The organism is Planktotalea sp., assembly GCF_049680325.1.
Classification (GTDB): Bacteria; Pseudomonadota; Alphaproteobacteria; order Rhodobacterales; family Rhodobacteraceae; genus Planktotalea.
In genome coordinates this window covers 1-25,218 of the sequence record NZ_JBAUHO010000252.1, presented here as the reverse complement: position 1 = coordinate 25,218, position 25,218 = coordinate 1, and the positions used below count along the sequence as shown (strand labels likewise).

Genomic DNA, 25,218 nt, shown 5'->3' with positions numbered 1-25,218 from the left:
AACCTTTAGTGCTTGCAGGATACTTCACGCATTACGTAGTGAGACGCAGCAGTTTGTGTGCGTACTTCACGGTAAACGGCAGGGTAAACAACCAGCTCGATGCGGCCATTGCGGTGCTCGTACTGCTTCTTTGTGTCCTTGACCAAAACTTTAGTCGCAGAATACTGAGCAGGCACAAGGTGCTTGTCGTAGCATGCTACTGTTTTGCCTTCCCAAGCCATTGCAGGAGCAGCAAATGCTACGGCAGCGACTACGGCGGAAATAAGTGTCTTTTTCATGAAATTTCTCCAGTTAACCTTCACGTGCTAAAAACTTACCGCATGGAAGTTGGACGCAGCTATAGGAAAAACAGCGTTGGTTTCCGTGCCGTTAACCAAAACCCCTTATTTTACTTGATAATCGAATAATTTGTGATGTTTCCGCACCAGTTTTATCAACAGGCCGATTTCCAAATCAAGGCACACTAGTGCGTGTCAGGAAACAGTTCATCTATCCACTTGCTATTGTTTACTTTTCTAAGGAATTTTCGGGAATCACATTGGCGAATCGCAATAGCCGCTTTGAGATATCCACATGCTGACTTTGTCATGGATCGCCGTCCGAATGCCAGTTATCCGCATCCAAATGTAAAACACCGGCAGAACTCTGCCGGTGTTTCAATTAATGCCAGCAATAACTCGCTGAGCGTTAGGCTTCAAATTCTTCCACGATCACCAGGTCACGCTCTGACGCGCCGCGCGCGAAATCCAGCGCAGCTTGATAGGCATCAGAGTGATAGCAGTCATGCGCTGCCTGAAGGCTGGGAAAGCGCGCGACTACATTTCTTGCGCGATCACGGCCTTCCAATTGCTCGTGCTTTCCTGCACGCGCCAGAAAAACGCCGCCATGATCTGCAATCGCCCCCGTAGCGCGACTGGCATATTCTTTATAAGCCGCCTCATCGGTGACATGAACATTGGCAATCCAAAGTGCTGTTGGCATGATCTATCCTTCCAAGACTTTCTTTGCAGCGTTTATCGCCGCATCTGCGTTCGTTACATCCTTGCCGCCACCCTGCGCCATATCAGCACGGCCACCACCACCTTTACCGCCCAATTCAACGACAGCCGCTTTAACCAGATCAACGGCAGAGACTTTATCTTTACTGTCATCGGTGACACCTGCGGCAACAGCCGCCTTGCCGCCCGCATCCGCGATCAGCAGAACTGCGCCCGATTTGATGCGCGCCTTGTGCTCGTCAATCAACGCGGGCAGATCCTTGCCCGAAACGCCAGACAGAACCTGAGCCACGAAATTGATCCCGTTCACAACCTCTGCTTCAGCGCCGCCGCCCTGCCCGCCAGTGCCGGCCATGGCCAGTTCGCGGCGCAGCTGGGCAACCTCGTTGCTTAGGGCCTTGCGTTCATCAAGCAGCGCCTTGACGCGCGCTGGCACATCCGCAGCCTGCGCCTTGAGATCTAGCGCGACAGCCGCCAGGCGATGATCCTGTGCACGCAGGTAATCCAAAGCAGGCTGACCTGTCAGCGCTTCGATGCGGCGCACGCCCGCACTAGAGGCGCTATCGCCAAGCATCACAAAGGCCCCGATATCGCCTGTCTGGCGCACATGCGTGCCGCCGCAAAGCTCAAGCGAATAGGTCTCGCCATTGCTGCCCTTGCCAGAGCCAGCTTGCGTGCCCATCGAAACAACCCGAACTTCATCGCCATACTTTTCGCCGAAAAGCGCCTGCGCACCAATGGCGCGCGCGTCGTCCGGGGTCATGATCCGCGTTTCGACAGGAGCGTTCTGGCGGATGTAGGAATTCACGTCCTTTTCAACCCCTGCGATTTCTTCAAGTGACAGGGCTTTGCCATGGGAGAAGTCAAAGCGCAGACGATCCTCAGCATTCAATGAGCCGCGTTGCGCAACATGATCGCCAAGCGCCGCACGCAGCGCTTCGTGCAGCAAGTGCGTCGCGGAATGGTTTGCACGAATAGACGTGCGGCGCGTGTGATCGACCTCAAGAACAGCGGCGCTGCCCTTTACGATCTCACCCTCTTGCACAGTTGCTATATGTATAATGACACCCTGACTTTTCTTGGTATCGGTAACAAACGCTGATCCGGCCTCGGTCTTGATAAGGCCTTTGTCGCCAACCTGACCGCCGCTTTCGGCATAAAACGGGGACTGGTTCAGGATGATCTGGACCTCTTGACCGGCCTTGGCGCTGCGCGCCTCTGCGCCGTCCATGACCAGCGTTGCGATCTGTCCTTCGGCTGTTTCAGTGTCATAGCCCAAGAAATCGGTAGCGCCATAGGCGTCCACGATATCGAACCAGATCGCACTATCCGCAGCTTCGCCGGTGCCAGACCAGGCCGCGCGCGCCTTGGCTTTTTGCTCGGCCATTGCGGCGTCAAAACCAGCTGTATCAACCTCGCGGCCCTTTTCACGCAATGCGTCCTGCGTCAAATCCAGCGGGAACCCGAAGGTGTCGTAGAGTTTGAACGCAGAAGCACCCGGCAAAACGTCGCCCTCTGGCAAGCCCGCCAATTCGTCGTCCAGCAACTTCAAACCACGATCTAGCGTCTGTTTGAAACGGGTTTCTTCAAGGCGCAGTGTCTCTTCAATCATCGCTTGCGCCTGGCCAAGCTCTGGAAAGGCCCCGCCCATCTGGCGCACAAGCGCAGGCACAAGCCGGTGCATCAACGGATCGCTTGCACCCAGCAAATGCGCATGGCGCATCGCGCGGCGCATAATACGGCGTAGAACATATCCGCGCCCGTCATTGGACGGCATAACGCCATCCGCAATCAAAAACGACGTAGAGCGAAGGTGGTCCGCAATCACGCGGTGATGGGTTTTACCCGGGCCATCAGGATCGCTGCTGGTTGCATCGGCGCTCGCCTCGATCAGATTGCGCATCAGGTCGGTGTCATAGTTGTCGTGCTTGCCTTGCAGCAATGCGCCGACGCGCTCCAAACCCATGCCAGTGTCGATGCTTTGCATCTTCAGCGGCTTCATAGTGCCGTCTTCGAACTGCTCGTTCTGCATGAAAACGACGTTCCAGATTTCGATGAATCGATCGCCATCTTCTTCCGGGCTTCCGGGAGGGCCACCCCAAATGTGATCGCCGTGATCATAAAAGATTTCGGTGCACGGCCCACATGGGCCAGTTGGCCCCATGCGCCAGAAATTGTCATCCGTCGCAATGCGGATAATCCGGTCATCACTTAAACCCGCGACTTTTTTCCAGATGTCCGCCGCTTCATCATCGGTGTGATAGACGGTGACGAGCAGCTTTTCCTTTGGAATGCCGAATTCTTCGGTCAGCAATTCCCATGCAAATTTGATCGCATCCGCTTTGAAATAGTCACCAAAGCTGAAATTGCCGAGCATTTCAAAGAACGTGTGGTGGCGTGCAGTGTAGCCGACATTGTCCAGATCATTGTGCTTGCCGCCCGCGCGCACACATTTCTGCGAGGTCGTCGCGCGCTGATAGTCGCGTGTTTCCAATCCCGTAAACAGGTTCTTGAATTGCACCATGCCCGAATTGGCAAACAGCAAAGTAGGATCGTTGCGCGGCACAAGCGGGCTGGATGCAACGACCGCGTGGCCTTGCTTTTCAAAGTAGTTCAGGAAGGTGGATCGAATGTCGTTAAGACTTGCCATGATAGATGCGCCTTTTGGGCCGGAATTGCGTTAGAGGTGAAATAACCCCGTGCTACGCCACTGTCCACAGGTTGAAACGGCGCAGCAACACACAGCGCTGAAACGCAACAAAGCGCCGCCAAATGGCAGCGCTTTGCTTTGCATATTTCAGGATTTGACATTTGGGGCGTGCGGTTTGCCCGCCCCTGATCCGGCTTATGCCTCTAAAATATCGTCATCTGCCTTTTGCTCTGCTTTAGGCATATCAAAATCCAACCCATGCGCCGCACGGATCTTGTCTTCGATCTCATAGGCAATGTGGTTGTTTTCTTTCAAAAAGGTCTTGGCGTTTTCGCGGCCCTGTCCGATGCGTTCATCGCCATAGCTGAACCAGGCACCAGCCTTATCAACGACGCCTGCCTTTACACCAAGATCCAACAGCTCACCCATTTTAGATATGCCTTCGCCATACATGATGTCGAACTCAACCTGTTTGAATGGCGGAGCCACCTTGTTCTTAACCACTTTGACGCGTGTTGCGTTGCCAACGACCTCATCACGGTCTTTGATCGCGCCAATTCGGCGAATATCAAGGCGCACAGAGGAATAGAATTTCAACGCGTTGCCACCCGTCGTGGTCTCTGGCGAGCCAAACATAACGCCGATTTTCATCCTGATCTGGTTAATAAAGATAACCATACAGTTGGAACGGCTGATAGAGCCGGTCAATTTGCGCATTGCCTGGCTCATCAGGCGGGCATGCACACCAACGCTGCTATCGCCCATGTCGCCTTCCAGCTCGGACTTGGGTGTCAGCGCGGCAACAGAATCGACCACAACCATACTGACCGCACCGGATCGCACCAATGTGTCAACAATCTCAAGCCCTTGCTCGCCCGTGTCAGGTTGGGAAATCAAAAGCTCGTCCAGATCAACGCCCAGTTTGCGCGCATATTGCGGATCAAGCGCATGCTCTGCGTCAACAAAGGCGCAAACACCGCCCTTTTTCTGCTCTTCCGCAACCGCGTGTAACGTGAGCGTGGTTTTACCAGAGCTTTCCGGTCCGTAGATTTCGATGATCCGCCCTTTTGGGAGGCCGCCGATCCCTAATGCGATGTCCAACCCAAGCGAACCTGTCGAGGTCGATTCGATTTGTTGGATGGCGTTCTCGTCGCCCAATTTCATGATCGAACCTTTGCCAAACTGGCGTTCGATTTGCGCGAGCGCGCTGTCTAGCGCCTTTTGCTTGTCTGCGTTTGCTTTGCTGCTCATGGTCAATAAATCTGCCGTTGCCATTTCTTTGGGTCCTTATTTCACATGCCGCTCTGTGCAGCAATGACTCCACTTGTTCGTTCTTCGTTCCCTTTTGAGATCAAAAAGAGAACAAATCAAGTTAAATCTTCCTACTGGCAGATTGGCGTGGATCGGTTAAGAATGTGTTTAGACGCAAAATAATTTCAGATGAGACGGCTATGTTGGTGTTTTGGAAAGAAAAATTGGTTCTTTTGGCAGTGCCAAAGACAGGTACAACCGCCATTGAGGCCGCACTTTCAGACAAAGCTTCGATTATCGTGTCCGATCCGCCCGAACTCAAACACGCGCCGGTCTATCGCTACAATCGCTTTTTCCGGCCGATGTTCGAAAAAGCCTGTAAGGCTGAGATGGAAACTTTCGCAATGATGCGCGAGCCGATCAGTTGGCTTGGCAGTTGGTACAAGTACCGCCAGCGTCCATTTCTCGATGGGCACGCAAAATCGACCGCCGGGATGAGCTTTGATGATTTTGTGCTCGCCTATATGAAAGGCGACAAGCCCCCCTTTGCAAATGTCGGCTCTCAGGTGCGGTTTCTGGAACCGCGCCCGAATGGGACAAAGGTGGATCACCTGTTCCGTTATGAAGACGAAAACGGCTGGACCGGTTTTCTTGAAGAGCGACTCGGTCGGAAAATCGCGTTAAAGCGATTGAATGCGTCTGATGGCGACGCCCCTCGGCTTTCCCAGAACGTCGAAGAACGCTTTCGGCGAAAAATGTCAGAGGAAATTGATCTGTGGGATAGTATTCCGGTTCGCAAATAGGCCCTGCACGGCTAATTCATTTGGCTTTGAACCGTTGTCGTCAACTCCGTCAGCGAAAACGGCTTGGGCAGGAAGACAGAGTTCGGAACCGGACTATTGCCGCCCTGAAATGCGCCCTCAGCATAACCCGACACGAAAATGACGTTCACATTGGGACGATTTTTCAGGGCTTCGCGGACCCAAGTGGGCCCATCCATGCCGGGCATCACCACATCTGTTACAAAGACATCGACCTCCAAAGCGTCGTCCTTGAGTAGATCAAGCGCCTGCTCTGCCGATTCTGCCTCTACAACTTCAAAGCCGCGCATACTTAGTGCGCGTGACGCAAAGGCGCGCACCGGCGCTTCATCTTCGACCAGTAAAACGACGCCGCTACATTGGCTGCTAAGGCGGGGCTGGCGCGGTTCCGCCGGCTTTTCAGGTTTTTCTTCCCGCTCTTCACTCGCTGGAAACAGAAGTGAAAAACAAGTTCCCTGCCCCGGCTCGCTATCTGCAAAGATGTATCCGCCTGTCTGCTTCACGATGCCGTAAGCCGTAGAAAGCCCCAGCCCCGTGCCCTCGCCCGTTCGCTTGGTCGTGTAGAAGGGCTCAAAAATCTTTTGCAGCGCATCAGGTTCGATCCCGATACCGACATCGCGCACACGAACAACAACATAGTCCCCATTGGGAACAACGACACGCTCGCGGCGCATCGGGGCGCTCAACGTCATACTTTCGGTTTCGATCATGATTTCACCGCCATTTGGCATCGCATCGCGCGCGTTAACAACCAAGTTCATTATCACTTGTTCCAACTGCCGCTTGTCAGCGCGAACCGGCTTGAGGACAGGATCATGTGACAAAGTTAACGTGACGGTTTCGCCAACAAGGCGATTTAGAAGATGGGTCAAGTCGGACAGCGTGTTTCGGATATCCATTTGCTCAAGTTGCAGGGTTTGTTTACGTGAAAACGCCAAAAGCTGGCTGACCAAGCCAGCCGCGCGATTTGCGTTCTGATGCACCTGCATAAGATCCGCATAGTCCTGATCCCCAGGGTCATGGCGCAACAACATCAGATCACAGTGTCCTGAAATCGCTGTCAAAAGGTTGTTGAAGTCATGGGCAACGCCACCAGCAAGTTGCCCGATCGCTTGCATTTTCTGGCTTTGGACGAACTGCGCCTCAAGCGATTTCAGTTTGGTCGCATCGCTCAGGAGCGCAACTATTTTTGCGTCATCACCACTGCCCATGCGCTTTAGAACAACTTGGACAAAGGTTTCCTTTTTTTGATCTCTCACCCGTAGAAACTCTGCGTCCACCGCTTGCGCAAGTGCTTTGGTTTTGGCCAGCCAGTCTTCCAGCGAAAGGCCAAAGCCTTCGAATATTGCGGCCATCGAAAGGCCCTGCAAATCACAGCGCCCTAACAAGGCAAGCGCCGCTTCATTTGCCTGTTCGACGATTCCGCTTTGATTAAGATGCAAAAGCGGAACGGGAAGATCACCAAGGGCAAATTCACCATGTTCGATGTGCGCAGCCACTGGCGTCAAAAACAAATGAAACCGGTCACGCTGAAGCGCTTGCTTGCGAACTCTAACCTGACTCGGCCCGCGCTTGGTAGCGAGTGTTTGCAAGGCCCCTGTCGATGATGCATTCGGCACAAAGAGCCGATCAAGCGACGTAACCCTTTCACCGATGAGTTCCCGCGCAGCAGTGTTCATGAATAAAATAGTGCCCTTTCGCCCAACCGTCAGCATCGCAGAGGCAACGTCCTGCTCGCTGTCGGGCTTGCTTTCGATCCGCCAAAGCAAGCAATGCGCGACCCTTTGCACCTGAATGTCGATCGGGTTCGACAGGCCAAACAGCCGCTCGCTGGCATTGCCTTGCCTGATCGCAAGCGTGCTCAAGCGACGTACGACAGCGCCAGCATTCGGCAATGAGCCATCCAGCGCGCGCGATATTGACAGAAAACCGTCACTCACCTGAACGAAATGAGCCAACGCCGCGGAGTTTTGCCAAAGGACATCGCCCTCGAAATCGCTAAGAAATGTCGCGCGTTGGTCCAGTTCACAAAGCGACTTAGCAAGCGAAACTTGCCGCATTTCATAGGCATTCTGCCTCAAGTCATTGAAAACGCAAAAGAGCCAAGCAGCAAAGGCAATAAGCGCGACGGTTAAAAAGCCAAGGGTCGCGCTTTTATCGTGCACCCATATTGCCAAGCTTAGTGCGAAAACAGCTATCACTGGCAATATTGCGCGACGCATCAAAAGCTGATGCGGGCTAAAGGCCGGTTGAAATTGACCGCTCGCTGCTTGTGCCAAGGTTCGCTCCTAAGAATGTAACCTCCGCTCTTAGAACGGACAGGTTAAGCTTATCTTAAAGCTCCCTCAAAATCTACTCTAAGTTGTTTTGCTCACCCGCAAGCTGCAAAACACATATGTGAAATCCATCGCACCCATCAAGCGGCGTCCAAGATTTTTGCGCAATGCGCTTAAAATTGGGTGCAGTTTCCAAAAACCTTTTCACCTGTTGTTCATTTTCTTCTGCAAAAAGCGAGCAGGTCGCATAGGCTAAATAGCCGCCCGGACGCACGTAATTTTGTGCCTGAGAGAGGATATCCAGCTGAACAGAAAGGAGGTTTTGGAATTGAATCGGATCAAGACGCCATTTTGCATCAGGGCTGCGCCGCCATGCCCCCGAGCCGGAGCAAGGAGCATCGCAAAGGACGATATCAAAAGGTGCATGCTGCGAAATTGTCGCCGTACTTAGGCAAGTGATCGATGCCCCTGCACGTTTCGCGCGCACTGGAATGTCTTTCATTCGCGCGGCATCTTGGTCATGGGCAAACAGTTTGGACTTTGACAGGCCAGCAATTGCGAGGGATTTACCGCCACCACCAGCACAATAGTCGAGAATTTCCATGCCGTCAGCGAGCGGAAGCCATTCGATCAGCGCCTGACTGCCCGCATCTTGTAGTTCGATCAAACCATCCAGATAGGCACCGGCATTTTTTATCCCGCGTGCAGTGCCAGTGACACGCAGCGCGGTTGAGGCGATATCGCTGGTTTCGCTTGTAATGCCTTCATCAAGCAAATGAGCTTGCGCCGAAGTGAGTGATGATTTTTGCAGATTTACACGTAAATCAACAGGTGCACGTGCTCTGAGGGCTTGCGCAATGGCGCGCGCTTTCTCTGGATGCGACGCTTGCAGCATGTGCCAGTAAACGTCGGGCATATCAGGCACGCTGTCGAGACAGCTTTGCAGTGCAGCTGTATCCATCTTGGCAAGCCGCGCGATTTCTTCTGCACTCAGGGCGTCTGGCGCGTGCCCTTCCCCATGAAATACTTCGTTAGGATCGCCGCCCTGCAGTTGAACCAAGCCAAGCATCACAGCGCGCCCGTTCAAGGCACCGCCAATTTCAGCGCAGCTGTCCCGATTGCGAAGTGCATCGTAAACATAATCACGCACGGCCGCGCGATCTTTTGATCCCGCAAACCGCGAGCGCCGCGCCCAGCCTGTTAAGGTCTTTTCGGCTGGAGTGCCTGCAAAAATGTCATCCAGACATTCAATTGCGGCCTGTACGCGCGCGCCCGGGGTCACGTCCTATCCGATCCGGTAGTTCGGAGATTCGCGCGTGATCTGAACATCGTGCACGTGGCTTTCTTTGAGCCCCGCGCCCGTGATCTTCACAAAGCTACAATTACTGCGCATTGCTTCGATATTCGCGCAGCCCGTGTAGCCCATCGCAGCACGCAGCCCACCAATAAGCTGGTGAACCACAGCGCTGGCAGACCCCTTGTAGGGCACTTGGCCTTCAATGCCTTCCGGTACCAGTTTATCGCTTGCAGCGTCGGCCTGAAAATAACGATCCGCAGAGCCACGCGCCATAGCGCCAAGACTACCCATTCCGCGATAGCTTTTGAAGCTACGGCCTTGATAAAGAATAACTTCGCCGGGGCTTTCATCGGTCCCGGCGATCATCGAGCCGACCATTGCGCAGGATGCACCAGCGGCAATTGCTTTGGCAAAATCACCAGAGAATTTGATGCCGCCATCTGCGATAACCGGGACTTTTCCAGCCACTGCAGCGCAATCCATAATCGCCGTCAATTGCGGAACACCAACGCCAGCCACCATACGCGTTGTGCAAATCGAGCCCGGGCCGATCCCGACCTTAACGGCATCCGCGCCTGCATCAATCAATGCGCGGGTTGCGTCGCCCGTGGCCACATTGCCCGCAACGATTTGCACGTTGCTGGAGAGATCTTTGGCACGGCGCACCGCCTGTGCCACTCCTTCGGAGTGACCGTGTGCGGTGTCGATTACGATCATATCGACGCCTGCTTCGACCAAAGCTGCGGAGCGCTCATAGCCTGCATCACCAACCGTCGTTGCGGCAGCGACGCGCAAACGGCCCAAGGAATCTTTACATGCTGTCGGGTTCAGAACCGCCTGTTCTGTATCCTTCAGCGTAAGCAAGCCAGTCAGCTTACCCTTCCCGTCTGTCACAAGCAGTTTTTCGATCCGGCGCGCTTTCATAAGGCTTTTGGCCTCTTCCAGATCGGCAGGTTCTTGCAGCATCGCCAGGTTCTGGGAACTCATCATGACCCGAACCGGTGTTGAATCGTCCGTCGCAAAGCGCATGTCGCGGTTGGTCACGATGCCAACAACGCGGCCCGTGTCGTCAACGACAGGAAAACCAGTGACGCGATAACGTTCTTGCAATTCCTTCGCATCCGCCAAGGTCTGCTCTGGCTTCAATGTGATCGGATTGTAGACAATGCCGCTTTCAAAGCGTTTGACGCGGCGCACTTCGCGGGCTTGCTCTTCAATATTCAGGTTGCGGTGGATCACCCCCATGCCGCCAGCTTGGGCCATGGTGATCGCCATCCGGCTTTCGGTTACTGTGTCCATTGCCGAGCTCAGCAGCGGAATATTAAGCGCAATCGATTGGGTCACAAATGTGCGTGTATCTGCCGTACTGGGCAGTACATTCGAGGCCCCGGGGACCAGTAGCACATCATCAAAAGTAAGGGCCTCGCGAATCTCCATCAGAGTTCTCCTTGGGAGGGACGTTTGGCAGTTTCCTATTTCACGCCTTTGGATAAATGAAAAGAGGCGCGCGGCGCTTTACGCAGTTGCAGCGCCAGTTTTTTCGGCAAGCGCTCCAGTGGACCACATTCTCAGAACGCGCAAAACGATCAATGGGGTGATGAATGTCGCCACTGCGAGCGGGATCAATGCAAGCCAGCCAAAGACGGTTGCTTGCGATGACAATGAAAACAAGGCGCTGCTAAGCGCAGCCACCGGAAAGGTAAACGCGCCCCAAAGCGGCGAGAAACCCGCCTGAGTGATATAGCGGATCCGCGATACCAGCACGGCGGCAAGCCCGATGGCGAGCGCTGCAAAGAAAATCGCAATGAGGCCCTGCCCCAAAAGGCTCGCCACGCTCGCAAACAGACTAAGCGGCGCGAGGTGGATAAACAGAAGCGGTCGCAATGGCGGTGCCACTTCTGCCTTGCTCAATTGCAACAGGCTAACCCCGTAAATCAGGGCGGCCAAAAGGACCGTTACGCCAAGAATCAGCTGGGCAAGCGCCGTATAGCCAAGCGGAACGGCAGCGAGGCAGGCAACGATGAAGCCCACGAAAGACAGGTGCCACGCTGGCGTCACTACGAAACCGCGCTCGGTACGGGCCATGGTTATGACGATAAGAACACCGATCAGAACATGGGCGCTTAGGCCTGCAAACAGTGCAACACTGGCTACAAGCGGCGACAAAGGTGCCATGGCGGCGGCGAAAAGCAACGTGGACACCGACATTGCCGAAACCCCCGCGCGCCCGGGAACCGAAGCCAGATCTTCCATAATAACGCCGACACGCACGCTAAGTTTGGACAGATAGCAGGCCAGAATAAACAGGAACAGGATGCAGCACAGGCCCAGCAAACACATGCTGACCAATGGCGAAATCGACACCCCGTCAAAACGCACAGCTGCGCGCCACGCCAAGCCAAGCCCCATAAACCCCATGATTGACGGAAACAACGCAGGCGGTGTTCTGCGCCAGAATTCCGGGGCAGCCTCACTTGGCGCGGTCTTTTGAGGTTCAAGGTCTTGCGAGGACATTGCGACATTCCTTAGCTTAAAATGGTGCACGCATTCTGCATTAGGGTGCGCGGCGTTAGTAATGCGATGCAGCGCATAAATGTCAAACCGCGCGAGCCAATAAAATGACGCCAAAGGATAAGTTTATGACGCTGGCACACTTTCCCATTGAACTAAGCGACTTAAGGTACGATGGAATACAGCGCTTTGAACCACAGGTGGAAAAATATGTCTGGTGATCCTCTCGTCGTTTTTACCCCTTCAGGAAAACGTGGTCATTTTCCAGTTGGCACACCTGTTTTGACAGCTGCGCGCCAGCTTGGCGTCGATCTTGATAGCGTTTGCGGCGGTCGCGGCATTTGCTCTAAATGCCAGATCACCCCATCCTATGGAGAGTTTTCCAAACACGGTGTGACCGCGCGCGAAGGTGCGTTGTCAGAGTGGAATTCGGTTGAACAACGCTATGATGACAAGCGGGGGCTTAAAGAAGGTCGCCGACTTGGCTGCCAGGCAACGGTTCAAGGGGACATTGTCATTGACGTGCCCGAGGAAAGTCAGGTGCATAAGCAAGTGATCCGCAAGGCGGCGTCGAACCGCGTTATCACGATGGATCCAGCGACGCGGCTTTATTTTATCGAGGTCGACGAGCCTGATATGCACACGCCAACGGGCGATCTGGAACGTGTCACGCGCGCCTTGTTTGAGCAGTGGCAGATCGAGAACGTGCGCGCCGCTCTGCCCATCCTGAGCAAGCTGCAGCCTGCCCTGCGCAAAGGGAAATGGCAGATCACCGTCGCGCTGCACAAAGGCCACAATGACACGCATGCGCGCATTCTGGACGTTTGGCCCGGCCTTTATGAGGGCGGCCTTTACGGGCTTGCGATTGATTTGGGCTCTACAACCATTGCTGCGCATTTGTGTGATCTGGTCACGGGCGAGGTCAAAGCCTCCTCTGGTTTGATGAACCCGCAAATCCGCTTTGGCGAAGACCTGATGAGCCGCGTGTCTTACGTGATGATGAACCCGGGCGGTGATGTTGAAATGACCACGGCCGTGCGCACTGCAATCAACGGTTTGACTGAATCCATCGCGACAGAGGCCGAAATCGATCCCAACGCAATATTCGAGACCGTTTTTGTGTGTAACCCTGTTATGCACCACCTCCTTCTTGGCATTGATCCCGTTGAATTGGGCCAAGCGCCCTTCGCACTGGCAACCTCGGATTCTATGAGCCTTGATGCGCGCGAAATGGATCTGCATGCGATGAATGACAACGCGCGCGTTTATATCCTGCCTTGTATCGCGGGCCATGTTGGCGCGGATGCGGCGGCAGTTGCACTGTCCGAAGAGCCCGGCAAATCCAAGGACTTGGTCCTTATTGTTGATGTTGGTACCAACGCAGAAATTCTGCTTGGCGATGAAAGCCGTGTTCTGGCCTGCTCTTCCCCGACAGGCCCTGCTTTTGAGGGCGCGCAGATCAGTTCCGGCCAGCGTGCAGCACCTGGCGCCATTGAGCGTTTGGAAATTGACCCTGTCACCAAAGAGCCGCGCTTTAGGGTCATTGGGTCTGATATCTGGTCAGATGAAGACGGCTTTGACATTGCGATTGCAACAACCGGGATCACTGGCATTTGCGGCTCTGGCATTATCGAAGCGGTGGCAGAAATGCGCATGGCTGGTCTGCTCGATGACAGTGGTTTGATCGGATCAGCCGAACAAACCGGCACGAACCGAAGCGTCCCTGAAGGGCGCACCCATTCCTATTTGATCCACGATGCCAGCGCCGATGGCGGCCCGCGCATTACAGTGACACAAGGGGACATCCGCGCTATTCAACTGGCGAAATCAGCGCTTTATGCGGGCGCGCGCCTGCTCATGGATGAGCGCGGTGTAGATACCGTGGATCGCGTGGTTCTGGCTGGTGCTTTCGGCGCGCATATATCACCCAAACACGCGATGGTGCTTGGTATGATCCCTGACGCACCGCTTGATAAGGTCACCAGCGCGGGCAACGCCGCAGGCACAGGCGCGCGCATTGCACTTTGCAACGTCGCAGCCCGCGCGGAAATCGAGGCAACCGTCGGGAAGATCACAAAAGTCGAAACGGCGATCGAGCCGAAGTTCCAGGAACATTTCGTCCATGCCAATGCGATCCCGCATAAAACCGACCCGTTCCCCGAACTTGCCAAGATCGTAACCCTTCCCGATGTTCACTTTAACACAGGCGGCGGCGATTCAGCGGCTGGCGGGCGCAAGCGGCGGCGGCGGGGCTAGTCCCCGCTTGACCCGCCTGCCCGACGCGCGTAACTCAAAGCGCATGCGGGTATGGTGAAAAGGTATCACGGCAGCTTCCCAAGCTTTAGTTACGGGTTCAATTCCCGTTACCCGCTCCACTCATTTACCATTTTGCGCGACGCTGCCTATCGGGTATACCTGAAGCTAGATTAATTTTTAGTTTTAGGAATTTCGCGATGACGCCGGCCCATTCCAAGCTGTCCGATATTCTGGACGGCCTACCCCAAGACGCGCATGTTCTTACAGGTTCAAACGGCTTCGCGATTTCTGGCTCTGCCCTTTCGACCAAAACCACGGCACTGAACAACGCACTTCAAGCGTTGCCCCAAGGCACGCGCGTTGCCACCTTGCTGCCAGATACGCCCGAAACAGCGATCTGGCTGCTGGCAATGGTGCATCATCTTCAGGTCTTGCCGATTAATCCCGCGCTCACGGACACAGAGATTGAGAGCATTCTTAACGACTCCTCGGCGCAAGTCCTGCTTGGCAGCGATCACGATCCACGCGCGGCGCAACTGGCCGGTATCTGCGCGCTACCTTTGGCGATATTGCATGACGATTGCACCGTCGAGCTACCCGCAGTGGACGGCGCAGTACAGAACGCAGGTCTCATCCTGTTGACCTCTGGCAGTACAGGACGCCCCAAACGCGTGCCGCTTACGCCCGAGCAACTGCATCTCAGCGCGCAGCGCATTGCGCGTGCGCTTAATCTTGGCCCTACCGATCGCGCCGTGCATGCCCTACCCATGTTTCACATCGGCGCAATCGTCGATCTTCTGCTCGCACCGCTTTACGCGGGCGGGGCTGTGCATTTCGCAGGCGGTATGGGGGCAAGGCCATTGCAAAACTCCGTGCGCGACTATGGCTGCACCTGGATGCAGCTGGTTCCAACAATGCTCGCCCGTTTGCAGGCTGATCTAACCGCAGATGAAGCCGCCGAAATGGGTCAAGCGCTGCGCTTTATCCGCTCGGTTTCGTCCGATCTTGCGCCAAGCACACATGCGCGCGCAGAAGCATTTTTCGCAGGCACACCAATCATTCAAATGTACGGTATGACCGAAACGGCAGGCCAGATAACCACCAATCCGCTTCCGCCTGAAATGCGCAAACCCGGTTCAGTGGGACGCGCGTTCGAAGTCGATTTACGCATTGAACAAGGTGAGGTTCAGGTGCGCGGCGATGCGATCACCTCGGGATATGAAGGCACGGAGCGCGCAGAGCATTTTGTCGATGGTGAATGGCTGCGCACAGGTGATCTTGGGTATTTGGACGAAGACGGTTTTTTGTTCCTCACGGGGCGATCCAAAGAAATGATAAATCGCGGCGGTGAAAAGATTTCACCCCACGAGATCGAGCACGCCGCTTTGAGCTATGAAGGCACGCTAGAGGCTGCCGCCTTTGCCCGCCCTCATCCCAGCCTTGGGGAAGAGGTTGCAATGGCAGTCACCTTTGCCAAGAACGGCACACTTGACGCATTGCAAGCACATTTGGCCGACGCTTTGGCAGCGTTCAAAGTTCCGCGTAAGATCCTTGTTCTGGATGCGCTTCCACGGCTCGGGTCAGGAAAGATTGATCGTCGCGCGCTCCGCGAAATGGGCACAGCTGCCCCGAAAGCAACGCAAGAGGCCCCACAAACTTCGCTGGGCGCGCTGATTGCGGACGCGTGGCGCACCGTTTTGCCACAGACAGCTGCGGATGAACCAAGGGCAGAAACCGATTTCTTTGATGCTGGCGGCGATAGCCTTGCTGGCGCGCAGTTCCTGTTCGAAGTTGAGCGTTTAAGCGGGCGCACACTGCCTACGAACCTCCTTTATGACGCCCCCGAATTTGGGGCTTTTGTTGCCGCAGTCGAACGCGCGCCATTGCGCGAGATCATCGACAAATCAGATGCAAAACACGTTTTCCTGAATAGCCGTCTGAAAGACTGGGACGCACCCGAAGTGGCGGGCGTTCCTTTCTTTCGCGTTCTACACAAGGACGCGCCCGACACACCCTTGTTCTGGTGCGCGCAAGAAGAAGGCGAGTATCAAAAAATAGCAGAGGCTTTTGAAGGAAAGCGCCCGCTCTACCTGATGCGTTCATTGTTTTTGATGCTGGGCAAGAATGACGATATGAACGACGTTCTTGCGCGCGATTATGCAGAAGCGATTGCAACGTTGCAGCCCGGCGGCGCGATCAATTTGGGGGGCTTTTGCGAAGGTGCCAAGATCATGCGATTTGCGGCGGCTCATTTGATAAGCATGGGGCGTGATGTACGCATTATTATTTCCTGGGATCAGTGGTTTGACACCGCACTGAGCGTGCCTGTTCTGCATCTGTGGAGCGACGATCGCTATGAGCGCTATCAACGTAACCACCTTTTTCCCGAACGTGCTATCGCCGCGGCGCATCCCGCTGGCTTTGATGTGATCCGTGTTGGCGGCGGGCATACCGAGGTCTTGACGCAAGGGCCGCTGGAGGATTTCCTGCCGCATATCGAAAGCGCCCTGAAGCATGGCATTCAAGGCACGCCAGAGGTACCGCCCGCTGCGTTTGAGCGCGGCATGCGCGGAGATATCCGCTTGTCGGGGTCACGTTTCGTTCAGCGCGGCGCACGCGCAAGCGTTACGGTACGCGTGCATAACGCTGGCTCGGCCCATTGGCCTGCCAGCCCCGATGCGCCACTTTTCGTGAGCGCACAGTTACGCAATCTCGACGGTCATATCGCGCAGGCCGTCGCGGCACATTGTCAAATTACGCAAAGCGTGGACGCGGGCCAGGGCCTGGACTTTCAACTAGAATTCGAGGTTCCAGACAAATGGCTACCGTTCAAGCTGTGCTTGGACGTAAGCGATGGTGCCTCGCAAAAGGCATCTGATTTCGGTATAAAAGCAGCGTCTAAAATTATGTTCCCTAAACTTTTTTAAGAAGCATTCTGTCGGGCCAACGATGCCCGACGCGGGGCTGATAGGAAATATCCATGTGTTGCGGGCGCAGCCGCGCCGCTACAATCGCCCCCATAAAGGCGACAAGCTGTGCTATCGCCAAAGGCTCGCCAATGCAGCGATGACGCCCCTGCCCGAATGTCAGTACAAAGGCCGGATCACGACCCGGATCAAAAGCACCGCTCTTCGCGAAGACGCTTTCATCGCGGTTACCAGAGGCAAGCGCCAAAAATACCGGCATGTCCTTTTTGATCGCGACACCGCCTATTTCAAAAGAAGTGCGCGCCACACGTGGTACAAGTTGCGCGGGCGTTTGCAAACGCAGGCCCTCACGCACGGCCAGTTCCATGTCCATGTCACCGCGTTCCAGCGCGCCCCAAAGGTCTGCCTGTTCAAAGACCAACATCAAACTGGCCGCGCCCGCCTCGATATTCTCGACACCGTCTGCAAACACCAACAGGCAATTATCCACGATCTGCGCATCGGTGATATCCGCATTCTTGCTTTGAAAATCGCGCAATTCAGCGAGCAAGCTTCCCTTTGGCGGCCCAGCCTCTAACGCACTTGCGAGCACTGCGCGAAACTCGCTTAATGCGTTGTTTACTTCGGTAAACACAGCGGGATCCTTAAGGGGCGCAAAGAGATGAAAGAAGGCCTGCGTCAAACGCTTCATCTGCTCTGGCTCTGCCTCTACACCGCAAAACCGCATCATTGACGCAAGTGAAAACAGTTGCGATCCAACGCGAATAAGATCATCGCCTGCGTTCAATTTGGCAACATGTTCGCGCGCAAGCACATCAAGTTCGCCAGACAAGCCTTTAAAAGCATTGAAAAATGATCTGGACACCATCTGCCGCACAGGTTTGTGATCGTCCCCATCCAGAAATGGCGGAATATGCGCAGCAAGATCAGCGGCAACATATTTCCCTGCATTGCGCGCGGCCAGCGTTGAAAAGCGCGATGGCGCATTGCCAAGCGCAGGATTGGTAAACGCCGCACGAATATCTGCGTGCCGCGTTAAAAGATATCCGCCACCCGTCAATTCAACCACGGGGCAGTTTTCACGCAGCCATTCATAGGTTGGATAAGGATCCGCAACAAACGCCGGATCGGATAGATCAAGTGGCAAAACAGGGGCTGTACTGCGTGGCTGTTCTGGCGCACGGCGCGTTTTCAACCATCCAAGCATTAAGCCTCTCCCAGCGAACCTTGCGCAGATACAGTAGCATCCTTAATAACGACGCAAAGAGGAAACGCTCACTTTGAACAAAGCAAATTTGCTGAAATCACTTTTGTTCCTTGCCTTGGGCGGAATTGGCGGCTGGTTGCTTGCGCATTTTCCAGCGCCTTTACCCTATTTGCTGGGCGCTTTGATCGCGAGTTCGTTGGCGATGGCCTTTCTCCCGCGCGCCTTAACCCGCGATGCGAAAGTCCCTGACACCGTGCGACTGCCCTTTATAGCCTGCATTGGTCTGTTGATTGGCGCACAAGTGCATCTTGAGCTGTTAACCGATTGGCATCCGATTATCGCCATCTTCATTGCCGTTACCGTTTTCACGCCGCTCGCCCATCTGCTCAATTACCGGCTGATGCGTAAATTTGGAGGATACGACAGGCCTACAGCCTTCTATTCGGCCGCCCCCGGCGGCTTGCTCGAAGCGATGAGCCTCGGGGAAAACGCGGGCGCAAACATCGCCATTCTGACCGTACAACAATTCCTGCGCATCGTGCTGGTGGTCACACTGATCCCGCTCGCGATGTCGCTATGGGTCGGGCATCCCGTCGGTAGCGCCGCAGGTCTTAGCAAGCTGAATGCAGAGACGAGCAGCCCTGTCTGGCAAATCCTTCTCGTTGGGGCTGCTGGTATCATATTGGGTAAGGGCCTTCGCATTCCAGCGGGTCAACTCACTGGACCGCTCCTGCTTGCCGGGCTTCTAAGCGCGACAGGGTGGCTTTCGCTCGCCCTGCCCAACTGGCTCATCATTCTGGCTCAAGTGGTCATGGGCACCGCGCTCGGGCTTCGATTCAACGGGTTAAGCGTTGCGGTCTTGCGGCGCGGTGTGGCCCTTGCCATCACCTCTGCACTGACGATGCTCGCGCTCGGCGCAGCACTTGCAGCGCTCGTTACCAGCTTTGCGGGTGTCGGGATTAGTGCAGCATGGCTCAGCCTTGCACCGGGCGGCGTTACCGAAATGTCGCTTGTTGCCTTAAGCCTTGCCGCCGATCCTGCATTGGTGACGATCGCGCATGTCTATCGCATCGCGCTTACGGTGGTCATCATGAGTATGGCGTTTGGACGCATTAGCCGCCCGCCTTCTCCTCAAGAATAATCCATTCTTCTTCGGCATCACTCAAAGCAGTGTGACGCTCCACCAACGCATCGCTTGCTTTTGCGAATTTGGCGGGCTCGTTGGTGAACAGGTCTGGAGCACTCAGGAACTCTTCAAGCTTGGATATTTCAGCTTCCAGCCGCGCGATTACGCTTGGCAATTCGTCCAGACGGTGCTTTTCGATGAAGGAAAGTTTGGTTTTCTGCGCCTGTGCAGGCTTTTTCGTGTCCGCACCTGTGGATTTTTCGGGCTTCGCAGCAGGTTTGCTCTCGCTTTGTGGCAGGCGCTCTGCCCGCTGCGCACGATAATCGCTCCAGCCACCCGCATAAACCGTTGCGCGCCCGTCGCCTTCCATTGCAACCGTCGTGCTGGCAACGCGGTCCAGAAAATCACGGTCGTGGCTCACCAATAACACCGTGCCCGGATAGTCCCCCAGCAGGTCTTGCAACAGATCAAGGGTCTCTACATCCAGATCGTTTGTCGGCTCGTCAAGCACCAGAAGATTGCTTTCGCGCGCCATGATCTTCGCCAGCAATAGCCGCGCCTTTTCCCCGCCAGAGAGCGAACGCACAGGCGCGCGCGCCTGCGCATCATCGAACAAAAACTCCTTCAGGTAGCCAACAACATGTTTGGGCATGCCGCGCACCATGATTTGATCGGCCTTGCCGGATACACGCATGTCAGGATCACCTGTCAGGCTGTCCCAAAGCGTCATATCCGGATCAAGTTGCGCGCGCGCCTGATCGAAGATCGCGCTTTCCAGCTTGCTGCCAAGCTTGACAGTCCCGCTGTCCACGGGCTCCAGCCCCATGAGCATCTTGATTAAGGTGGTCTTGCCCACGCCGTTCGGCCCGACAAAGGCAATGCGATCACCGCGTTGCACAGTCAGCGAAAAGTCCTGAACAATAGGCTTGCCGTCAAATGACTTGGCAAGATGATGCGCTTCAATCACCTTTTTGCCAGAAGCCTGCCCGCCGTCCAGCGCCATCGCGGCTGTGCCTTGGCGGCGAATTTGCGAGGCCCGCTCGGCGCGTAAATCTTGCAAGGCGCGCACGCGCCCCTGGTTACGGGTACGACGTGCGGAAATGCCCTCAACCGCCCAACGCGCTTCCGACTTGATCTTGCGATCAAGCTTGTGGCGTTGCAGGTCTTCGGTTTCCCAGACCGCATCGCGCCAGGCTTCAAAGCCGTCAAAACCTTTTTCCTGACGACGCACTTGTCCGCGATCGATCCAAAGTGTCGCGCGGGTCAAAGCGGTTAGAAACGCGCGGTCGTGCGAAATCAGCACAAACGCGGTGCGCGTGCTGCTCAGCTCGGCCTCAAGCCAGCCAATCGCCTCAATATCAAGGTGGTTGGTCGGCTCATCCAGCAACATCAAACCCGGCGCTTCCGCCATAAGTTTGGCCAATGCCGCGCGGCGACGCTCTCCGCCCGAAGCGGTTTCAACAGCGCGGGCGGGATCAAATTTCAAACCTTCGCCCGCGCGTTCGACCTTGTAGGCTTCGGATGGATCCAGCGCGCTCAAGGCGAAATCGCCAAGGGTCGCAAAGCCTGCCATCTCGGGCTCTTGTTCCATATAACCGACGCTGACGCCCGGCCCTGCAACAATGCTGCCTTTATCAGGTTCGACCAGTCCAGCCATCACCTTCATCAATGTCGATTTGCCCGACCCGTTGCGTCCGACAAGGGCCACTCGGTCCCCGGGTTGAACCACAAGATCAAGACCGTCAAAAACCGGATCCCCGCCAAAAGTCAGGGAAATATCGGAAAGCTGTAAAAGGGGTGCGCGTGCCATAACTGCCAGCTACGCAAGGCGGATCAAAAGGTCAACGCCCGTCTTCATTTTGCCGGATAAACTCCCCGCGGAGCGTCCCGCATTATCCAACTACAGCACGCAAAAGCCGCTTTCGAGCGTCGGGAATAGCGCTTATCTCGACGCCCGTGAACACATGCAGCGTATTCATCTTCTCATCCACCACCGCATGATCGCTCACCCAGCCCCCCATCAAAAGATATGTGCGCAGCAAAGGCGGCATCGCACGCATCGCCCGTTTCATATCAGGCCTGTTACGCAGCACTGCCGCGTAGCGAAACACATTTGGCGCTTTGACGCGGGGCAACCAGCGTTTCGGAGCAAGATGTCGTTCTTTCAGCATTGCAAAGCTATCAAGATAGGACGCCGTTTCCGTACCAGCAAAAGACGAACACCCAAAGAGCAGTTCAACCTGATGTGCGTCAACAAAGGCCGTCATCGCACCCCATGCCAAACGTAGCACATCGGGATCATTGCTATGGCAGGGGTGCGTACAAAAACGTCCGAGTTCGACCATTGGCCCGTCAAACCGCTCGAGCGCGGAAAGCTCGTAAAACTGCGCAGAATAGCTTTTCGCCATTTCCTTGCCTTGCAGACTCAGCATTCGAAAGCAGCACAATACCTCGCCGCTGACTTCGTTCTCGATCAGGATATGCGCGCATAGATCATCCAGGGCATCTCGATCATCGCAACCGAACGCCAGCGCGCGCAGTGACAGCGCTTTGGCGATATCTTCCGTCGTTTTGCTTTGGCGGGCACGCAAACGTCCCTTTTGCAGAACAAGTGTCACGGACGTTCTCTGCTACGCCAACCACCGCGCCGCCTTGGGCGCGCAGTGCTGGCAAGGCCGTCGCGCAATACCTGTGTCATCGGGTGATCGCGTGCGCCGTGCCGCTCCAGTAGCACATTCAGCGCAGCAGTCGTCTCGCCTTCCAGATTCAAGGCCCAGTCCAGAAAAATACTGCGGCATTCCGACGGTGTGATACCTTCGATTTTATAGGCCTCGGCAATCAACCCTTTCGGGTCCATCGCATCCCCTTTGAGTGAGCGCATCACGCGTCCCCTTCGACATTTGGCAAAACATCAGCTAGCGCTTGCGCGGCATCTGACTGGATTGCGGCAATCCCGCTGCGCATGGCATCAAGCGTATCAAAGCCGGTTTCACGCAGCAAAAACGCAAGCCCGCCCTGCCCGATTGCCTCTGGCATTTCGGCATCATCAATTGTTGTTTCGCTCAATAGCTTGGTGGCAAGCTGCATGCTCCAAAAGAGCCTGTAACTGCGTGTCAACGCTGCGCTCTGTGCGGCGCTCATCCAGCCCAATGCGACACACTGGCTTAGCCCCGTTACGATATCGCGCGCACTTGCACCGCTGCCCAAAAGCCCGGCCTGCCCGATCAGTTCGATGTCTTGCAACCGTCCTGCGCCAAGCTTTCCATCCCAGAACTGCGCTTGTTTGGCGGCCTGAATACGCACACGCATTTTTGCGACCTCGCTCAGGATCATCGCACCGTCGCGCGCGCGCTGCATGATTGACAGGCGCAGCCCGTCCACATCGCTTGCCAGTACATCATCCCCTGCAATCACCCGCGCACGCGTCAGGGCCAGATGCTCCCAGAGCCATGCCTGATTTTGCTGATAGTCTTGAAAGCTTTGCCAAGAGGTCGCAACAGGCCCTTTTGTGCCGGACGGGCGCAAGCGCATGTCCACCTCATAGAGCCTGCCTTGTGCCATCGGCGCTGTCATCGCGGTTACCATCGCTTGGGTCAGGCGTGCGTAATACTGGCGTACAGGCAGCGGACGTTTGCCGTCCGACATTTCCACGCCGTCCGCATCGTAAATCATAATGAGATCGAGATCGGAATTTGCATTCAAGCGTCCCGCTCCGAGCGAGCCCATGCCAAGAATGACCGCGCCGCGCCCCGGCATTTCCCCGTGTTTGTGCGCAAACTGGGCAACCACATGCGGCCAGAGCGCGCGCAGGGACGCTTCTGCCAGATCCGCATATCGCGTTGCGACCTGATCGGCCTCTGCAAGGCCGCGCAAATGGTGCACGCCAATGCCAAAGTGCCATTCCTTGGCCCAACGGCGCGTCGCATCCAGTTTGCGCTCATAATCGCTCTCGCGGGCCAATATGTCGTTCAACGCGGCGCTCAGCGCCTCCGTTCCGGGCCAATCGTCGAAAAAGCTGCCTGCGATCACGGCATCAAACACGCCCGCATTACGCGAGAGGTGACGCGCTAGTGCGGGGGCTGTTCCAACGATATCTATCAGCAAATCAATCAGCTGCGGGTTGGCCTCGAACAAGGAAAACAACTGCACACCGGCGGGTAAGCCAGCCAGAAAGCCGTCAAAGGCCAACAGCGCTTCAGCGGGTTTTGCGGTTTTCGAAAGGCGTTTTAGAACATCCGGCTTGAGACGTTCGAAAATTTCGACCGCGCGCGGCGAGCGCAGCGCAGGATAGGTTTGCCAACGCGCAAGCACGTTATCATCAAAGCTATGTTCAACTGGCTGCGCACGTGCATCGGGTGCAAAGAAACCTTCGGTCAGCGCATGAACCGCTTCAAGACGTTGTGTCAGATCGCTGCGCAGTTCAGCCTCTTCGCGCCCCATAAAGGCGGCAAGCCGGGCGAATCCTTTGCCGGATTTCGGCAAAGTATGCGTCTGGGCATCGCGGATCATTTGCAAACGGTGTTCAACTTCGCGGTGGGCACGATAGTGATCGGTAAGCTCCTGCGCGGCCTCTTTCGGCACCCAGCCTTTTTCACTGAGGATCGCCAGGCCTTCGACAGTGCCGCGGGTGCGCAATTCTGGGTCGCGCCCGCCCGCAATGATCTGGCGGGTCTGGGTGAAGAACTCGATCTCCCGGATACCGCCGCGCCCGAGTTTCATATTGTGCTCGTGCAGTTTGAGCGCGCCGCCAAGCCCCTTATGTTCGCGGTAGCGCAGGCGCATGTCATGCGCGTCCTGAATCGCGGCAAAATCCAAATGCTTGCGCCACACGAACGGGGTGAGCGTTTTCAGAAAAGCTTCGCCAGCCTTCAGATCGCCCGCACAGGGGCGCGCTTTGATATAGGCCGCGCGCTCCCATGTGCGCCCGAGGCTTTCATAATAACGCTCTGCCGCCTCCATTGCCATGCACACAGGCGTCACGCCAGGATCAGGGCGCAGGCGCAGATCGGTGCGGAACACATAGCCCTCGCCGGTCAGATCATTCAGCATCGCCGCCATGCGCCGCGTTGCGCGCACGAAGGAGGCCCGCGCCTCGTGAAAATCATCAGGGCTGAAACGGGTTTCATCAAAGAGGCAGATCAGATCAATGTCGGATGAATAGTTCAATTCATGCGCGCCCATTTTGCCCATAGCAAGAACGCACATTCCGCCCGCATCCGCGATGTCCGCTTCGCCCATCCCCGGCAGCTTTCCGCGCGCGATTTCCGCACCGATTGTTGCGCTTAACGCGGTCTGCACCGAAAGATCGGCAAAATCTGTCAAAACCTTCGTCACCGTTTCCAGCGGCCAAACACCGCCCAGATCAGCAAGCCCTGTGATTAACGCAACGCGCCGCTTGGCCTCGCGCAGCGCCGATGGCAGGCTTTTCGCAGGCACAACAGGCAGCGATGCAAAGAGTTCGGTTATCGCAAGCTCTGGATCGGCCAAAGCGTGTTCCAACCATGCCGCTTCCTTGGCAATCAGCCCGTTCAAATAGGGGCTGCACCCCGCAGCGCCAAGCAGCAGCTCGCGCAATGCAGGACTTAGACCCGTCACTTTCTGGACGGCCTCGGCACCAAGCTCGGGCTCGAAAGGAATGGGTGTACGTGTCAAACGATCTTCAAATTTCATATAGCAAGTGTTCACTACATGCGGCGCGCGTCAATGCCCTGCGCGCGGGTTCTTGGGATTGCTGCGCCGCTGCGCTACGATTAGATGTACCCCATGCGCACCCTTGTCGTTCTCGCCCATCCACTGCCTGACAGCCTTGCCGCACATTTCGCAGCGCTTGTGCAAACGCATTTCGACGCGCGGGGCGACGCTGTGCGCCTGCTTGATCTTTATGCGATTGGCTATGAC

17 protein-coding genes and 1 tRNA gene are annotated in these 25,218 nt (G+C 55.8%); 5 read left to right on the top strand and 13 right to left on the bottom strand.

Translation table 11 applies throughout. The features are described from left to right. Positions 1-5: 5 nt before the first annotated feature. The 4 genes from WBC85_RS11475 to recA all read right to left on the bottom strand — a co-directional run bounded on the left by WBC85_RS11475 (position 6) and on the right by recA (position 4,923). The gene (locus WBC85_RS11475) at positions 6-278 is read right to left on the bottom strand and encodes a hypothetical protein (RefSeq protein ID WP_424436987.1); all 273 of its coding nucleotides are present in this window, start codon (positions 276-278) and stop codon (positions 6-8) included. 409 nt (positions 279-687) lie between these two features. After that, on the bottom strand, positions 688-981 hold the full coding sequence (locus WBC85_RS11470) for a DUF1330 domain-containing protein (protein WP_424436984.1): 294 nt from the start codon (positions 979-981) through the stop codon (positions 688-690). Between the two features lie 3 nt (positions 982-984). Continuing rightward, on the bottom strand, positions 985-3,648 hold the full coding sequence (gene alaS / locus WBC85_RS11465; RefSeq protein WP_424436981.1) for an alanine--tRNA ligase: 2,664 nt from the start codon (positions 3,646-3,648) through the stop codon (positions 985-987). A gap of 195 nt (positions 3,649-3,843) precedes the next feature. Continuing rightward, on the bottom strand, positions 3,844-4,923 hold the full coding sequence (gene recA / locus WBC85_RS11460) for a recombinase RecA (RefSeq protein WP_424436978.1): 1,080 nt from the start codon (positions 4,921-4,923) through the stop codon (positions 3,844-3,846). A gap of 176 nt (positions 4,924-5,099) precedes the next feature. Between recA and WBC85_RS11455 the strand changes: the two genes are divergently transcribed. Continuing rightward, the gene (locus WBC85_RS11455; RefSeq protein ID WP_424436975.1) at positions 5,100-5,702 is read left to right on the top strand and encodes a gamma-glutamyl kinase; all 603 of its coding nucleotides are present in this window, start codon (positions 5,100-5,102) and stop codon (positions 5,700-5,702) included. A gap of 11 nt (positions 5,703-5,713) precedes the next feature. On the opposite strand, the gene WBC85_RS11450 is transcribed toward WBC85_RS11455, so the two are convergent. The 4 genes from WBC85_RS11450 to WBC85_RS11435 form a co-directional block, all read right to left on the bottom strand. Further along, complete coding sequence (locus WBC85_RS11450; protein ID WP_424436972.1) at positions 5,714-7,999, bottom strand: ATP-binding protein; 2,286 nt, start codon at positions 7,997-7,999, stop codon at positions 5,714-5,716. Positions 8,000-8,072: 73 nt separating this feature from the next. Then, a complete protein-coding gene (locus tag WBC85_RS11445) occupies positions 8,073-9,278 on the bottom strand; it encodes an RsmB/NOP family class I SAM-dependent RNA methyltransferase (RefSeq protein WP_424436969.1) in 1,206 nt (401 codons plus the stop codon). Positions 9,279-9,281: 3 nt separating this feature from the next. Continuing rightward, entirely contained in the window at positions 9,282-10,730 is a 1,449-nt protein-coding gene (gene guaB / locus WBC85_RS11440) for an IMP dehydrogenase (protein WP_424436966.1), read from the bottom strand. A 78-nt stretch (positions 10,731-10,808) separates the two neighbouring features. Then, positions 10,809-11,807, bottom strand: coding sequence for a tellurium resistance protein (locus WBC85_RS11435; RefSeq protein WP_424436963.1), 999 nt, complete (start codon positions 11,805-11,807; stop codon positions 10,809-10,811). Positions 11,808-12,014: 207 nt separating this feature from the next. Here WBC85_RS11435 and WBC85_RS11430 point away from each other — a divergent pair, with 207 nt between their 5' ends. The 3 genes from WBC85_RS11430 to WBC85_RS11420 all read left to right on the top strand — a co-directional run bounded on the left by WBC85_RS11430 (position 12,015) and on the right by WBC85_RS11420 (position 16,987). After that, entirely contained in the window at positions 12,015-14,060 is a 2,046-nt protein-coding gene (locus WBC85_RS11430; RefSeq protein ID WP_424436960.1) for an ASKHA domain-containing protein, read from the top strand. A gap of 45 nt (positions 14,061-14,105) precedes the next feature. Next, positions 14,106-14,179 (top strand) — tRNA-Gly (locus WBC85_RS11425). Between the two features lie 78 nt (positions 14,180-14,257). Beyond that, complete coding sequence (locus WBC85_RS11420) at positions 14,258-16,987, top strand: AMP-binding protein (protein ID WP_424436957.1); 2,730 nt, start codon at positions 14,258-14,260, stop codon at positions 16,985-16,987. Here the strand turns inward: WBC85_RS11420 and WBC85_RS11415 are convergent. After that, positions 16,974-18,194 carry a cytochrome P450 gene (locus WBC85_RS11415; protein ID WP_424436954.1) on the bottom strand — a complete coding sequence of 407 codons (1,221 nt, stop codon included), beginning with the start codon at positions 18,192-18,194 and terminating at the stop codon, positions 16,974-16,976. The two genes, WBC85_RS11420 and WBC85_RS11415, sit on opposite strands and share 14 nt — an antisense overlap. Before the next feature lie 73 nt (positions 18,195-18,267). Here WBC85_RS11415 and WBC85_RS11410 point away from each other — a divergent pair, with 73 nt between their 5' ends. Next, positions 18,268-19,335, top strand: a complete 1,068-nt coding sequence (locus tag WBC85_RS11410; RefSeq protein WP_424436951.1) for an AbrB family transcriptional regulator — start codon at positions 18,268-18,270, stop codon at positions 19,333-19,335. Here the strand turns inward: WBC85_RS11410 and WBC85_RS11405 are convergent. The 4 genes from WBC85_RS11405 to WBC85_RS11390 form a co-directional block, all read right to left on the bottom strand. Next, a complete protein-coding gene (locus tag WBC85_RS11405; protein ID WP_424436948.1) occupies positions 19,307-21,130 on the bottom strand; it encodes an ABC-F family ATP-binding cassette domain-containing protein in 1,824 nt (607 codons plus the stop codon). The genes WBC85_RS11410 and WBC85_RS11405 overlap by 29 nt on opposite strands. An 82-nt stretch (positions 21,131-21,212) precedes the next feature. Next, positions 21,213-21,938 carry a GNAT family N-acetyltransferase gene (locus WBC85_RS11400; protein ID WP_424436945.1) on the bottom strand — a complete coding sequence of 242 codons (726 nt, stop codon included), beginning with the start codon at positions 21,936-21,938 and terminating at the stop codon, positions 21,213-21,215. Continuing rightward, a complete protein-coding gene (locus WBC85_RS11395; RefSeq protein WP_424436942.1) occupies positions 21,935-22,201 on the bottom strand; it encodes a hypothetical protein in 267 nt (88 codons plus the stop codon). The genes WBC85_RS11400 and WBC85_RS11395 overlap by 4 nt, the downstream gene beginning before the upstream one ends. Beyond that, complete coding sequence (locus WBC85_RS11390; protein WP_424436939.1) at positions 22,201-24,990, bottom strand: glutamine-synthetase adenylyltransferase; 2,790 nt, start codon at positions 24,988-24,990, stop codon at positions 22,201-22,203. Before WBC85_RS11390 ends, WBC85_RS11395 begins: the two co-directional genes overlap by 1 nt. Positions 24,991-25,218 lie beyond the last annotated feature (228 nt).

What these genes read in the sequence shown, in the direction of transcription:
- WBC85_RS11475 (WP_424436987.1), bottom strand. Translation starts at nt 278, where the DNA reads ATGAAAAAGACACTTATTTCCGCCGTAGTCGCTGCCGTAGCATTTGCT.
- WBC85_RS11470 (WP_424436984.1), bottom strand. Translation starts at nt 981, where the DNA reads ATGCCAACAGCACTTTGGATTGCCAATGTTCATGTCACCGATGAGGCG.
- alaS (WP_424436981.1), bottom strand. Translation starts at nt 3,648, where the DNA reads ATGGCAAGTCTTAACGACATTCGATCCACCTTCCTGAACTACTTTGAA.
- recA (WP_424436978.1), bottom strand. Translation starts at nt 4,923, where the DNA reads ATGGCAACGGCAGATTTATTGACCATGAGCAGCAAAGCAAACGCAGAC.
- WBC85_RS11455 (WP_424436975.1), top strand. Translation starts at nt 5,100, where the DNA reads ATGTTGGTGTTTTGGAAAGAAAAATTGGTTCTTTTGGCAGTGCCAAAG.
- guaB (WP_424436966.1), bottom strand. Translation starts at nt 10,730, where the DNA reads ATGGAGATTCGCGAGGCCCTTACTTTTGATGATGTGCTACTGGTCCCC.
- WBC85_RS11435 (WP_424436963.1), bottom strand. Translation starts at nt 11,807, where the DNA reads ATGTCCTCGCAAGACCTTGAACCTCAAAAGACCGCGCCAAGTGAGGCT.
- WBC85_RS11430 (WP_424436960.1), top strand. Translation starts at nt 12,015, where the DNA reads ATGTCTGGTGATCCTCTCGTCGTTTTTACCCCTTCAGGAAAACGTGGT.
- WBC85_RS11420 (WP_424436957.1), top strand. Translation starts at nt 14,258, where the DNA reads ATGACGCCGGCCCATTCCAAGCTGTCCGATATTCTGGACGGCCTACCC.
- WBC85_RS11415 (WP_424436954.1), bottom strand. Translation starts at nt 18,194, where the DNA reads ATGCTTGGATGGTTGAAAACGCGCCGTGCGCCAGAACAGCCACGCAGT.
- WBC85_RS11405 (WP_424436948.1), bottom strand. Translation starts at nt 21,130, where the DNA reads ATGGCACGCGCACCCCTTTTACAGCTTTCCGATATTTCCCTGACTTTT.
- WBC85_RS11395 (WP_424436942.1), bottom strand. Translation starts at nt 22,201, where the DNA reads ATGCGCTCACTCAAAGGGGATGCGATGGACCCGAAAGGGTTGATTGCC.
- WBC85_RS11390 (WP_424436939.1), bottom strand. Translation starts at nt 24,990, where the DNA reads ATGAAATTTGAAGATCGTTTGACACGTACACCCATTCCTTTCGAGCCC.